The sequence below is a fragment of the Pseudomonas sp. KCJK8993 genome (genome assembly GCF_046230915.1).
In the GTDB taxonomy this organism is placed as follows: domain Bacteria; phylum Pseudomonadota; class Gammaproteobacteria; order Pseudomonadales; family Pseudomonadaceae; genus Aquipseudomonas; species Aquipseudomonas piscis.
Map to the genome: position 1 here is coordinate 1 of NZ_JBJJLO010000166.1, position 10,971 is coordinate 10,971.

Sequence of the window (10,971 nt, forward strand, 5' to 3'; positions counted from 1 at the left end):
GTGGCCACGTCCACGCGCAGGCGGGTCTGGTCGTTGAACGGGTGATCGACCAGCTCGGGCAGGAGGCTGCCGTACTCGCGGCGCATGACGCGGGTACCGAGGCGTGTGCTGAGAATGTCGCTGCACGATTGCTCGATGTGTTCCGAGGTGCTGATCGCGGCGCCGGTTTCTCGGTTCATTCCGGGGCTCCTGTCTTCGCGCCACCGGGCATTACCCCGCCATGCAGGTGCTTGACCAGGCTGATGCCGGCGGCGATCACGTCTTGCGACACGGTGACTTTGCCGGTGACGGTCTGGTTGCCGGTTTGGGTGTAGTCGCCCTGGTGGGTGATAGGGCCGACGATGGTGATGCCGCCGGTGCTGACCAGGTTGGTAGTGCCGCCAGAGACCAGGGTGGCGTTCAGGTGGTGGGCCACGCTGTCGTACTCGATCACCGTGCCATCGCTGTATGTGCGGCGGTGCAGGCCGGCACGATTGCCGTTGGCCGGGGCGCTGTCGCTGAACAGGCCAGTCAGGACCACGGCGTTGCCGAGCTGGCCCGAGGGGCTGATCAGCAGGACCTGCTCGCCAGCGGTGGGCGGGTCCCATTCCCGGTCAGCGCCGGCACGCACGGCCAACCAGGGCAACCAGGTGGTGGTGAGCTCGCCAGTTTTCACCCGCACGCGCGGCGGGGTCATCTGCACGGCGGCGACGACGCCGAAGCGGACGAGGTTTTCAATCAGGCGAGCGAGGGTGGCTAGATCGTTCATAGCGCCGAGGATGGCGCTACGCGCACGCGGACGCAGCCGGGGTGTGTTGTAGCCAGGCCGGCTACAGGATGAGGTAGGAGAGCAGCTGGTCGCGGATCAGGTCGAGGTCCGCATCGGTAAAGCCGAGCACCTCGCGTTGTTCATACTTCACGTCTGGTGCTCCAGGCTCAGCCCGATCCCTCAGCCCGTATTGGTGCACGCGCGCAATGCGGGCGACCCGCCCGGTAAAACCGACGCTGATCGCTCTGCCGTCGCCCTGGACCTTCAAGAAACTAGCGGTGCGCAGCCTTTGAAACATCTTCACCTTGCGCTTGATCCGGCCTTGCTTACCCCGCAGGTTCCGCTGTTTACGCGGGGCGTACTTGCTGCCGTCTGGGTTGCGCTGCGCGATGATCCGCTGTTGCTGACTGCGCCGCAGGGCCTGGCCGATGCTGCGGGCGAGCTTGTTACGGGCGCTGGGCTGCAGGCGCCCCAGTAGGACGGCGGCCCAGTCTTCCAGGGCTTCGAGCTCAGCCATTGGGGACGATCCACTCGCCAGGGCCATCCGCGAGGTTGAGGTTGCGCTGTGGCTCGCCCGGGTGGCTGATCGTGACGTTGCCCGCGTCATCAGTGCGCACGACGACGCGCTCGGTCAGTGGCAGGCTGAGGCTCATGTCGACCTTGCTCTTATCGAGCAGATCCGCCTCGAACTTGATGCCCTCGGCTGACTTGTCGAGGTTTTCCAGCAGCTCGGACTGGTTCACGCGCAGCCAGGCCAGCAGCGGCACCATCACGCTGTCGGGGTGGCCGGCGAAATCGGTCAGGATCACCTGCAGGTCATAGCTGTACTCGAACGAGAGGCTGGCGGCCGCGGTGCAGCGGACCTTGCCGTTGTCAATAAAGATCAGCAGCCGGTCAGGGTTGTGGCGCAGTTCCGGGACCTGGTCGAGCAGGTGTACCCGGAGGCTCTCGGGTTTGTTCATGGCTTGGCCTGCTGGTAGCGGTAGATCATGTCGACCTGGCCCGCACATTCAGCCCAGGCGGCCTCGGCGGTGTCCTGGTCGTTCATCAGCTCGCCGTTACTGCTTGGGCTGGTCGCCGGCAGGCTGCAGGGCACCACGGCCGGACAACCACTGACGATAAGCGTCGGCGCCGGTGAGGGCGGGGCGCTCGCGCAGCCGGCGAGCAGCATCAGGCAAGGGCTGAATAGCCCAAGCGCGCAGATCAGCGTTTTCACGTTTCAGCCCCTCGATGGTGAGTTGTCGTTTGGCGAGCCCCTGGCGGAGCAGGTCCTGTTCAGTACGTAGGCGGGTCTGGGCCGCGCGCTCGCCGGATAGGGCCGCTTCCAGGGCATTGGCTTTGCCCTCGCTGCGCCCGGCCGCGGCCAGCGCGTCCTGGGTGTTTTTCTCGGCCAGAGCCCTGTTCTTATCGGCGACCTCGATGCGTTGTTCCTGATTCCAAGCCAGCAGGCCCAACACGCCGACTAGGGCCAAGCCCAGCAGGATCTGGCGGATGGTGCTCATTTGAGGAACTCCCCCAGGATCAACTGGCGGTACTGCTCATCGGTGCAGGCCGCGCGGGTCTCCTCGTAGTGGGCCTTATCGATTACCCCCGGTGTGAGCAGATGGCGCTGATAGCCACCGCCGTTGAGCTCGATCAGTTGCAACAGCAGATCCGTTTCCGGGGTATCGATCCCCAGGTCGCGGACCCGGTTTGCCGTCGTGGCGTAGTACCCACCGTCGCGGACCTTGGTCGACTTGAGCCAGTCGAACTCGTCGTAGATCCAGATAGCCTGTTCCTGGTCGACGTGATCAGGAGTGGCTTGATGGTCCGAAAGGACGGTGACTCCTGGCAGGCTCTGGCGCAAGTATTCCGCTTGTGGGGTGACGAAAATTACCGTCTCGCCCTGGGCGGTGAGCTCGTTTGCGAACTTCACCAGGCGGGTGGTTTTCCCTGTCAGGCGACCGGAGATTTCGAGGTAGGCGACCTTCGCTGTCATGCGCGGTACCAGCCCAGCTTGTTCATTGCAGCCAGGTCCAGGCGTTCAACCGGCCCGCGGATCACAATCGCCCGACAGCCCGGGTCGACAAACTGCAGGGCCTCGGCCAACTGCTGCATGTCGTTGTGGGTTGTGTTCGCTGGAACGACCACCAGGTCGCCGTCTTCTACCTTGAGCTTGTGCACCGCTTCGAGATCGATCATGCCGGAACCTCCTGGCCACAGCCGCAGGCGCTGTGCCGCTCGTAGGCGCGCTGGAGCTTGGTGTCGTACAGATTGCGTTGATAGTTCGGCCCGTTGTACAGGCGTGCGAATTCGGCCCACTTGCGGGCTTTCAGGGCCTTGTGCAACGCCGGATCGGCGTCGATGAAGCGCACGAAGGCGTCGAACTGCTGGGACTCGCTCGCAGCCATCGCCGCGGCGAACTCCTGGACGCTGGCATAGCCCAGGCGCTTCCAGTGAAAGCCCATGATCTGGAAGGCGCCCCAGGAGGCAGATTCCAGGGCCGCGGTGTCATCGATGAGGCGGGCCGTGGCCAGGCGCTGATATTCAGCGGTCCCGCCGGTGTAGCCACCGGCGCTGGGGTTGATGATCGCGGGGTATTGCGCGGCGAGCTCGCCGGCGTGGCGCTTCAGTTCGGCGACGTCATCCCCAGGGTGCCGAGGCGTGCAGAGCTGGCGGTACATGACATGCCGTTCAAACAGGATCGCCGGCTTGCCGTTGGCGAAGAAGCCCTTGCCATTCGATTCCACCTCGTTGACCGCATAGACGCTCGCGAGGGGCAGGTCCAGGCGCTGGGCGGCGCTGATCAGGTCGGCGTTCCTCAGCAACTGGCTGCAATCGTCCCCGGCCAGGGCGGCCTGGGTCTTCTCGCCGGCGATACCGTCCACCACCAGGCCGGCCTGGAGCTGGAAGGCGCGCACGGCTTTTTCTGTCGCGTCGCCGTAGTCGCCGTCCACCACCAGGGTGGCGCCGTGGCTGTTGAGGTTCTTCTGCAGGGTGCGGACGGCCTGGGAGCGGTCGCCGTGGCGGAGTGTGGTCATAGCTGATCTACCTTGCGGTTGAAGAACTTGCGGGCCGCGGCGCGGGTGCCTTCGACGCCGAGCAGGCCGATCACCCCGCCGAAGAACGGGGCGGTCGAAGATGGAATACCCAGCAGCGCTAGGCCATGGCTGCCTGCCAGGGCCAGGGCTCCGCAGAGCGGCGCCTCGATCAGCATGCGGCGCCAGGTGCCGCCGCCGTACATGACACGCAGGGCGGCGATGATCAGCGCCAGGATGCCGGAGTAAATGGCCGGCCAGTTCTGTTCGAGCCAGGCAGCGAGCCAGGCCCAGGTGTCGGGACGGTCAGGCATTCTTTTCATTCCAAGGTCCAGGGTGGGTGGCTACAAGGACACGGCTTAACTTCAGTCCCATAGGTTCACCATCTGCCGCTGTGGGGCTGTGGTTTGGGTGTCCGGCATCAGTACGGCGAGGCCCTGGGGCAGGATTGGCCCGTGGTCGGCCAACCCGGGGTTCGCGTCGAGTACTGCCTCGGTGACGCCCGCCGTGCGGCCGTAGTGCCGCCAGCAGACGGCGTCGACCGTGTCGTTTTGCTGGGCGCGCAAGGTCACGGCCATCAGATCAGGTCCACGGTGGTGCGCGGGGTAGCGAGAAAATCGCGGATCGCCCAGCGCAGGTCGCGGTGGTAGTCGTCGATGTTCGGGGCGAGTTCCTCGGCATTGCGGTTGCCGGCGTTGGTGCTGTCGTAGGAGCGGTACCGCTCACACACCTCGGCACCGACGCCGGCCTCGATGGCGCGGCGGTACAGGTGGACCTGGACTGATTCGCCGTTGACCTGCCGCGCTGGTACTTCGCGCAGCTGGTTATAGCCCTGGGCCTGCTTGCTGAGCTGCCAGGCCTCCAGCTCCCGGTTGACGTTGATCGCGGTGTTGATCACCGCGGTTTCGAGCCGGGCAGCGGTGACGCTGCTGTCGATACGCAGCGTGGCGCGCACCTGGTCGAGATCGATCGAGGGCCAGAATGGGTCGGTGTTGATATGGCCGCCAGGCGTGGTGCCGTTGGCTACGAATCCGCTCATGGTGCTGCGCTCAATAAGTCGCCGGTGGTCGGGGCTTCACGTTCAGGAGGAGCGGCCTGGCCGGTCCGCCCCGAGCCGGCGGGGTGCGTGGGGACGCTCGGTTAACTGCTTGCCGTTGAGGGGGCTGGTGCAGTGTGTTTCTTGAGGAGGCGGTCGACGCGCTCCAGTTCCTTTTTGCCGCCGCAGTTGCTGTGCAGCTCAATGGCCCTGGCCAGGTTCCCCCGGGCTTTCTCCAGGGGCTCCAAGGCCTCGGCGGCTGGGGTGTCGTCCGTGACCAGCGCAGAGAAGGCCTTGCCGATGGCCAGGTGCAGCTTGGCCCGGGCCTGGTCTGGCATGTCTTCCTTGGTAGTGATCTGCTCGGTGCGCAGGAGCAATTCGAGGTCGAAGCTGCCGCCGGCTTTCTGAGCGTTGAGCGCGGCCTCGGCGATTTCCTCGGCGACGATGGTGCCGGTGGTGCGCTCGAAGCGGTCGGGCATGATCAACTGGTGCTCGATCACGTAGGCCGCGATGTCCAGGGCGCCTTTGAAGTCGCCGGCATCGATGCGCCATACCATCAGCGTGGTGAGCACTTGGTCTTGAGCGCCTTTGCCTTCGGCCAACACTCCTTCGACATAGGGCTCGTACTCGGGCAGCAGTAGGCGTTTCAGCTCTGCCTTGCCCTCGTTGGACTGCACCTGTTTCAGCCGCAGGTAGTCTTGGTGCAGCTTGGATAGGTGCAGTTCGTAGGAGGTGGCGCCTTCCATGGTCATGGCCGGCCCGGCGACAGCAGCCGCTTCGATGGCTGCTGTAACGCGTTGAAAGTGACGACGGCAGGGGTTGGTCATGATCGTCAGCCTCAGCTCAGAGTGATGTTTTCGGCCATGGCAGCGCAGCCCAGGTCTTCAATCACATAGCTTTCATTGACCGATTCGAAGTTCTCGATGCGGTCGCGTTTGGCGTTGTCGACGACGGTGCGGCGGCGGGTACCTTCCTGCCAGTACAACGACAGGTTGTCGAGACGGGTCACCAGCAGGCCGTTGGCCGGGAAATGCGGTACCCGAACGGCTGGCAGATTACCAATGCGCTTTTGGCTGGTGACGATGTCGGCCGCGAGCATCTCGGTCGGCGCCTGGGTTTTATTGATGATCGGGAAGTACTTGTCGGCCAGTAGATGGCGACCGCAGACCACCACCAGCTCGGTGTCTTCCTGGTACCAGGGGTCAATGAACTCGTTGACCATGCTCACGACCAGAGCGTCGATGTTTTCGAAGTCCTTACCCGCTCCGATCTGGATCTTGCCGCTTCCGTCGACCACTTCATGCAACACGCGAGCCGCGTTTTCCAGACGCATCTTCTGCAACCAGCCAATGTTCACGTCCTGCAACAGCGGGTTGGTGGATGAGTTGGAGGTCGCGGCGCGGCTAATGCCGTTCCAGCCGATCATGATCCGGTTGAGGGCCTGGGCCTTGATGATGGCGTCACGGATACGCGCCTGAAAGTCCTTGAACTTGGCCCACTGATCGAGCTTCTGGTAGCGAATCCCGGTGTCGAAGTTGGTCTGGGTGCAGGCGTACCCGCGATTGTCCAGGGCGCTCGGGTCGCGGGGTTCACGGTCCTTGACGGTGGTGTCGGTGGTGCTGGCAATGGTGCCGTCGATGCCAATGCCGATCTTCTCGCCCGACTGCTCGGAGACGCCGTACACGTTGATGGCGCTGAGGAACGCGCTGGACTCCTGAATTCGGGTTTCCAGTGTCTGGGCAACGCTGGGCGCTGCCGTGAATTTGGTGGTGACGTCGCTCACACCGTGCAGCTGGGCGAGTTGTTGCAGGTAGGCGTTGTACAGAACGCGGGTATCGTTACGCATGGTGCTCTCCGATGTTCCTTGGCTTGGTGTTGTCCATGTTGGGATCAGCAGTCGGTGACGAGGGTCCCGTCACCACCCGTAGCCGCGGGGCGAGCGGTGAACTGCGGTTGCTGGCCGGTGCCGGCTGGCGTCTTTTCGAGTTTTTCCACCAGCGCCGAGAAGTCGGCAGCCAGCTTGTCGTGCTTGGCTTGCAGGCTTTCGCGCGCGGTCTTTTCGGAGGCGAAGGCTTGGCCCTGGTCGGCGACGTGCTGAGCCATGGCCTCAACGGCCTCGCCGAGTTCACTGAATAGAGCGGCATCCTTGCCTTCCTTGTCCTTGCTCTTACCGAGGAGTTCGAGCACGCGGCTGAACAGGCCTGCGACCTTGCCGCTTTCGTCCTCGACTTCCTCGAATTCGAAGGCCACCTCGATGGCCTCGGAAAACAGGTTGCTGGCGTCGCGTTTGCGGGCTGCCAGCGGGTTTTTGCCCGGGTGCTGGGCGCTGAAGGTCAGCATTTCGGTACCCAGGCTTGCCGGGGTATCGGTTACCGCGATGCCGTCCAGGTAGGCGCGGCCGGTGTCTGCGAACTTCGGACGGATCTCGATGCTGGTGTAGAGCTTCTGCCGGGCCTTGTTCATGTTCACCAGGTCGGCAGTGGGTTCGATCTGGGCGAACAGGGCGAGCTTCTTCGCGCCGGCAATCTCGACTTCTTCGGTCTTCAGCGCGACCACATCGCCGTAGGCGCGGAACGGGCTGTCCGGGAGCAGGCTACGCATGTGCTCGATCCAGACCCGGGCGCCGTAGGTGTTCAGGCTGTAGGTGTCGGCAGCGTCGACCAGCCATTGCCGTTCGATCTGGCGGCCATCGGTGGTGGCGCCTTCAACGGCGACCCGGAAAAACTTGGAGCGGTGTTTCTTGGCTGGAGTGTCGGTTTTGCCGGCCATGCCTGAATCCTCGATGCGGTGGCGGTGGTGCCTTGCGTTGAGGGCATGTTGTTGAGCGCAGCCTCTCCGGGCAACGAGCCGCTGTTGTAGCTGTGCGGCTTACAAGGGGCAGGGCAGGCGGCATTCGCGCGCGGGCGGCAGCATCTGCGCCATGAACGCCATCGTCGATTTGCCCACCGATCACCGCCGCCACGCTAAACACCTGTATTGGCAGGGCTATCGCGTGTGCGAGATCGCCGAGCTGATCGGGGAGAAGGAAAAGACCCTGCACAGCTGGAAGGCCCGGGACGAATGGGACCGGGCCACGCCTCTGGAGCGCATCGAGGCCGCCACCGAGGCGCGCCTGGTGCAGTTGATCCTCAAGGACCCGAAGTCAGGGGCGGACTACAAGGAAATTGACCTGCTGCACCGCCAGCTGGAGCGCCAGGCGCGGATTCGGCGTTTCACTGAGGGTGGCACTGAAACCGAGCTGAACCCGAACCTGGCCAAGCGCAACGAGGGGCCGAAGAAGGCGCCCAAGCGCAACGTGTTCGATGAAGAACACATCGAGAAACTGATCGAGGCGTTCATCGATGGCTGTTTCGGCTACCAGCTGGACTGGTACAAGGCGGGCAACCAGCGTACCCGGGCCATTCTCAAGTCCCGCCAGATCGGCGCCACGTTCTACTTCGCCCGGGAGGCGCTGATCGATGCGCTGACCACCGGGCGCAACCAGATCTTCCTGTCGGCCTCGAAGAACCAGGCCCACATCTTCAAGGCCTACATTCAGGCCTTCGCCCGTGAGACGGTCGGTATCGAGCTGACCGGCGATCCGATCATTCTCGGCAACGGCGCCGAGCTGCACTTCCTCGGCACCAACGCCCGGACGGCCCAGGGCTACCACGGCAATTTCTACTTCGACGAGTTCTTCTGGACCTTCAAGTTCAAGGAGCTGAACAAGGTCGCCAGCGGCATGGCGATGCAGAAGCAGTACCGCCGGACCTACTTCTCGACGCCGTCGAGCATGGCGCATGAGGCCTACACGTTCTGGACTGGCGAGCGCTTCAACAAGGGCAAGCCGGCGGCGCAGCGAATCAAACTCGACGTGTCCCACGATGCCCTGCAGCAGGGCCGGTTGTGCGAGGACCGGATCTGGCGGCAGATCGTCACCATCCTCGACGCCGAGGGCCGGGGTTGTGATCTGTTCGATCTGGACGAGCTGCGGCTTGAGTATGACGCCGAGTCCTTCCAGAACCTGCTGATGTGCCAGTTCATCGACGACGGGGCGAGCATTTTTCCGCTTGCGATGCTGCAATCCTGCATGGTCGACAGCTGGGACCTGTGGGCATCGGACTACAAGCCCTTCGCCGCGCGGCCGTTCGGCGACCGCCAGGTCTGGGTGGGGTATGACCCCGCGGAAACCGGCGATAGCGCCGGCTTGGTGGTGATTGCACCGCCCATGGTGCCCGGTGGCAAGTTTCGAGTGCTCGAAAAGCACCAGTTCCGCGGCATGGACTTCGCGGCCCAGGCCGAGGCCATCCGCCAGGTCACCCAGCGCTACTGGGTGACTTACATCGGGATCGACATCACCGGCATGGGCTCAGGCGTGGCGCAGCTGGTGAAGTCGTTCTTCCCGAACATCACCACCTTCAGCTACTCGCCCGAAGTCAAAACCCGCCTGGTGCTAAAGGCCTATGACGTGATCAAGAACGGCCGGCTGGAGTTCGATGCCGGCTGGACGGATATGGCCCAGTCCCTGATGGCCATCCGCAAAACAATCACCGCCTCGGGGCGGCAAATCACTTACACGGCAGGGCGTAACGACGAGACCGGTCATGCCGACTTGGCGTGGGCAACGTTCCACGCCCTGCACAACGAGCCCCTCGAAGGGCAGACCACGGCGAATACCGGATTTATGGAGTCCTACTGATGAGCAGACACACGCGCGGAAAGAACCTGGTACCGGCCAACAATTCGGCAGTGGAAGGGGAACTCCTGCAGGCCCAGGCCGGCCCGGTCGAGGCGTTTACCTTCGGCGACCCGACCCCGGTGCTGGATGGCCGCGAGATCCTCGACTACCTGGAGTGCTGGTTCAACGGCCGCTGGTACGAAACGCCCATGTCGATGGATGGCCTGGCCAAGACCACCCGGGCCAGCGTCTACCTGCAGTCCGGGCTGACCTTCAAGCGCAACATGCTCGCCCGGACCTTCATCCCACACAAGCTGTTCAGCCGCCAGGCCTTCGAACAGTTCTCCCTGGACTGGCTCTGGAGTGGCAACTGCTACCTGGAGAAGCGCAACAACATGCTGCGCAACACCCTGGGCCTGGTACCGCCGCTGGCGAAGTACATGCGCCGCGGTGAAGACCTGGTGACCTATTACATGGTGCGCGGCTGGAAAGACGAGCACAAATTCGAGGCGGGATCGATCTGCCACCTGCGCGAGGCCGATATCAACCAGGAGATCTACGGGCTGCCGGAATGGCTGGCGGCGCTGCAAAGCGCGCTGCTGAACGAGAGCGCCACCCTGTTCCGGCGCAAGTACTACAACAACGGCAGCCACGCCGGTTTCATCCTCTACATGACCGACGCCGCGCAGAAGGACGAGGACATCGATTCGCTGCGCACCGCGCTGAAGAGCTCGAAGGGGCCGGGCAACTTTCGCAACCTGTTCGTCTACGCGCCGGCCGGCAAGAAGGACGGTATTCAGCTGATCCCGGTCAGCGAGGTTGCGGCCAAGGATGAATTCAGCTCGATCAAGAACATCAGCCGCGACGACCTGCTCGCGGCCTTACGGGTACCGCCACAGTTGATGGGCATCGTGCCGCAGAACGCGGGTGGTTTCGGGTCGTTGCGAGAGGCTGCCCAGGTCTGGGCGGTGAACGAGCTGGAGCCGCTGCAGGCGCGCCTGGCCCAGGTCAACGAGTGGCTTGGCGAGGAAGTTGTCACTTTCCGACCATTTGAGCTTACTAAAGAGTAAAAGATGTCCGGATTATGGAGTTTAATTAAGTAAGACTGGAGTGGAGTAGTACTCCAGTCTATGTTCTTGATAGGTCAAATCTTCAAATATGTCGAAACTGCATTTTTTAGAAGTTCGGTGTCTGTTTCGGACTTGTATTGTCGCTTTGTGAGATCAATTCCTGAAGTTCTAAATATTTCGCTTGCTGTATGGAAGATTTCTATAGCTTTTCTTTCATCTAGAAGTAATTCTTTGAATGCCTCACAAGCCTTTTCAAGTTTGTTGCTATTAAGGGGGTTGTCTTCGCACTTTGTTGCGAGTAACTTGACTATCATCATTAGATGGAAGCGTGCCTTTTTATACTCAACTGAAAGTTCGCCGCTCCTAAAGAATTGTTCGATCCTGAAGTAACATAACGAGCTAACAAAGTATGGAATGTATTTGTGGTCTATAGCAAAAATCTG

Annotated in this window: 17 protein-coding genes and 1 pseudogene; 2 read left to right on the forward strand and 16 right to left on the reverse strand. The window is 62.7% G+C overall.

The window, feature by feature from the left end; all coding sequences use genetic code 11:
* The 15 genes and pseudogenes from ACK6AU_RS30040 to ACK6AU_RS30110 form a co-directional block, all read right to left on the reverse strand.
* Nucleotides 1-179 (reverse strand): GPW/gp25 family protein (locus ACK6AU_RS30040; protein WP_409303305.1); only part of this gene is annotated, 179 nt, incomplete at its 3' end.
* On the reverse strand, nt 176-748 hold the full coding sequence (locus tag ACK6AU_RS30045; RefSeq protein ID WP_409303277.1) for a phage baseplate assembly protein V: 573 nt from the start codon (nt 746-748) through the stop codon (nt 176-178). The genes ACK6AU_RS30040 and ACK6AU_RS30045, both read right to left, overlap by 4 nt.
* Nucleotides 749-809: 61 nt before the next feature.
* On the reverse strand, nt 810-1,265 hold the full coding sequence (locus ACK6AU_RS30050; protein WP_409303279.1) for a phage virion morphogenesis protein: 456 nt from the start codon (nt 1,263-1,265) through the stop codon (nt 810-812).
* Nucleotides 1,258-1,710, reverse strand: a complete 453-nt coding sequence (locus tag ACK6AU_RS30055; RefSeq protein ID WP_409303281.1) for a phage tail protein — start codon at nt 1,708-1,710, stop codon at nt 1,258-1,260. The genes ACK6AU_RS30050 and ACK6AU_RS30055 overlap by 8 nt, the downstream gene beginning before the upstream one ends.
* Nucleotides 1,707-1,892: pseudogene (lysC, locus tag ACK6AU_RS30060) on the reverse strand (Rz1-like lysis system protein LysC); the annotation flags it as partial. The pseudogene lysC and the gene ACK6AU_RS30055, both read right to left, overlap by 4 nt.
* Nucleotides 1,807-2,250, reverse strand: coding sequence for an Rz-like lysis system protein LysB (lysB, locus tag ACK6AU_RS30065; RefSeq protein ID WP_409303283.1), 444 nt, complete (start codon nt 2,248-2,250; stop codon nt 1,807-1,809). The gene lysB and the pseudogene lysC, both read right to left, overlap by 86 nt.
* Nucleotides 2,247-2,726: a hypothetical protein gene (locus ACK6AU_RS30070; protein ID WP_409303285.1), complete on the reverse strand. Its 480-nt coding sequence runs from the start codon at nt 2,724-2,726 to the stop codon at nt 2,247-2,249. Before ACK6AU_RS30070 ends, lysB begins: the two co-directional genes overlap by 4 nt.
* On the reverse strand, nt 2,723-2,929 hold the full coding sequence (locus tag ACK6AU_RS30075; RefSeq protein WP_085600874.1) for a hypothetical protein: 207 nt from the start codon (nt 2,927-2,929) through the stop codon (nt 2,723-2,725). Before ACK6AU_RS30075 ends, ACK6AU_RS30070 begins: the two co-directional genes overlap by 4 nt.
* Entirely contained in the window at nt 2,926-3,768 is an 843-nt protein-coding gene (locus ACK6AU_RS30080; protein WP_409303287.1) for an N-acetylmuramidase domain-containing protein, read from the reverse strand. Before ACK6AU_RS30080 ends, ACK6AU_RS30075 begins: the two co-directional genes overlap by 4 nt.
* A complete protein-coding gene (locus tag ACK6AU_RS30085; RefSeq protein ID WP_409303289.1) occupies nt 3,765-4,088 on the reverse strand; it encodes a phage holin, lambda family in 324 nt (107 codons plus the stop codon). Before ACK6AU_RS30085 ends, ACK6AU_RS30080 begins: the two co-directional genes overlap by 4 nt.
* Nucleotides 4,089-4,130: 42 nt before the next feature.
* Nucleotides 4,131-4,343 (reverse strand): tail protein X, encoded by a 213-nt coding sequence (locus ACK6AU_RS30090; RefSeq protein WP_409303291.1) that lies wholly within the window; start codon nt 4,341-4,343, stop codon nt 4,131-4,133.
* Entirely contained in the window at nt 4,343-4,804 is a 462-nt protein-coding gene (locus ACK6AU_RS30095; RefSeq protein WP_409303293.1) for a head completion/stabilization protein, read from the reverse strand. Before ACK6AU_RS30095 ends, ACK6AU_RS30090 begins: the two co-directional genes overlap by 1 nt.
* Nucleotides 4,805-4,905: 101 nt before the next feature.
* A complete protein-coding gene (locus tag ACK6AU_RS30100; protein ID WP_409303295.1) occupies nt 4,906-5,628 on the reverse strand; it encodes a terminase endonuclease subunit in 723 nt (240 codons plus the stop codon).
* 11 nt (nt 5,629-5,639) lie between these two features.
* Nucleotides 5,640-6,647, reverse strand: a complete 1,008-nt coding sequence (locus tag ACK6AU_RS30105) for a phage major capsid protein, P2 family (RefSeq protein ID WP_085600868.1) — start codon at nt 6,645-6,647, stop codon at nt 5,640-5,642.
* Nucleotides 6,648-6,691: 44 nt separating this feature from the next.
* The gene (locus ACK6AU_RS30110) at nt 6,692-7,570 is read right to left on the reverse strand and encodes a GPO family capsid scaffolding protein (protein ID WP_409303297.1); all 879 of its coding nucleotides are present in this window, start codon (nt 7,568-7,570) and stop codon (nt 6,692-6,694) included.
* 151 nt (nt 7,571-7,721) lie between these two features.
* On the opposite strand from ACK6AU_RS30110, the gene ACK6AU_RS30115 reads away from it, so the two are divergent.
* Together ACK6AU_RS30115 and ACK6AU_RS30120 are read left to right on the forward strand one after the other, a co-directional pair.
* The gene (locus ACK6AU_RS30115; protein WP_409303299.1) at nt 7,722-9,479 is read left to right on the forward strand and encodes a terminase ATPase subunit family protein; all 1,758 of its coding nucleotides are present in this window, start codon (nt 7,722-7,724) and stop codon (nt 9,477-9,479) included.
* Nucleotides 9,479-10,528: a phage portal protein gene (locus ACK6AU_RS30120; RefSeq protein WP_409303301.1), complete on the forward strand. Its 1,050-nt coding sequence runs from the start codon at nt 9,479-9,481 to the stop codon at nt 10,526-10,528. Before ACK6AU_RS30115 ends, ACK6AU_RS30120 begins: the two co-directional genes overlap by 1 nt.
* Nucleotides 10,529-10,602: 74 nt before the next feature.
* Here ACK6AU_RS30120 and ACK6AU_RS30125 read toward each other — a convergent pair.
* On the reverse strand, nt 10,603-10,971 hold a 369-nt coding region (locus ACK6AU_RS30125), incomplete at its 5' end, for a hypothetical protein (RefSeq protein ID WP_409303303.1).

Bases quoted from the DNA above. Each gene is read 5' to 3' on its own strand.
- ACK6AU_RS30120 (WP_409303301.1), top strand. From the start codon at position 9,479: ATGAGCAGACACACGCGCGGAAAGAACCTGGTACCGGCCAACAATTCG.
- ACK6AU_RS30090 (WP_409303291.1), bottom strand. From the start codon at position 4,343: ATGGCCGTGACCTTGCGCGCCCAGCAAAACGACACGGTCGACGCCGTC.
- ACK6AU_RS30045 (WP_409303277.1), bottom strand. From the start codon at position 748: ATGAACGATCTAGCCACCCTCGCTCGCCTGATTGAAAACCTCGTCCGC.
- ACK6AU_RS30105 (WP_085600868.1), bottom strand. From the start codon at position 6,647: ATGCGTAACGATACCCGCGTTCTGTACAACGCCTACCTGCAACAACTC.
- ACK6AU_RS30110 (WP_409303297.1), bottom strand. From the start codon at position 7,570: ATGGCCGGCAAAACCGACACTCCAGCCAAGAAACACCGCTCCAAGTTT.
- ACK6AU_RS30070 (WP_409303285.1), bottom strand. From the start codon at position 2,726: ATGACAGCGAAGGTCGCCTACCTCGAAATCTCCGGTCGCCTGACAGGG.
- ACK6AU_RS30115 (WP_409303299.1), top strand. From the start codon at position 7,722: ATGAACGCCATCGTCGATTTGCCCACCGATCACCGCCGCCACGCTAAA.
- ACK6AU_RS30085 (WP_409303289.1), bottom strand. From the start codon at position 4,088: ATGAAAAGAATGCCTGACCGTCCCGACACCTGGGCCTGGCTCGCTGCC.
- ACK6AU_RS30100 (WP_409303295.1), bottom strand. From the start codon at position 5,628: ATGACCAACCCCTGCCGTCGTCACTTTCAACGCGTTACAGCAGCCATC.
- ACK6AU_RS30075 (WP_085600874.1), bottom strand. From the start codon at position 2,929: ATGATCGATCTCGAAGCGGTGCACAAGCTCAAGGTAGAAGACGGCGAC.
- ACK6AU_RS30095 (WP_409303293.1), bottom strand. From the start codon at position 4,804: ATGAGCGGATTCGTAGCCAACGGCACCACGCCTGGCGGCCATATCAAC.
- ACK6AU_RS30055 (WP_409303281.1), bottom strand. From the start codon at position 1,710: ATGAACAAACCCGAGAGCCTCCGGGTACACCTGCTCGACCAGGTCCCG.
- ACK6AU_RS30080 (WP_409303287.1), bottom strand. From the start codon at position 3,768: ATGACCACACTCCGCCACGGCGACCGCTCCCAGGCCGTCCGCACCCTG.
- ACK6AU_RS30050 (WP_409303279.1), bottom strand. From the start codon at position 1,265: ATGGCTGAGCTCGAAGCCCTGGAAGACTGGGCCGCCGTCCTACTGGGG.
- lysB (WP_409303283.1), bottom strand. From the start codon at position 2,250: ATGAGCACCATCCGCCAGATCCTGCTGGGCTTGGCCCTAGTCGGCGTG.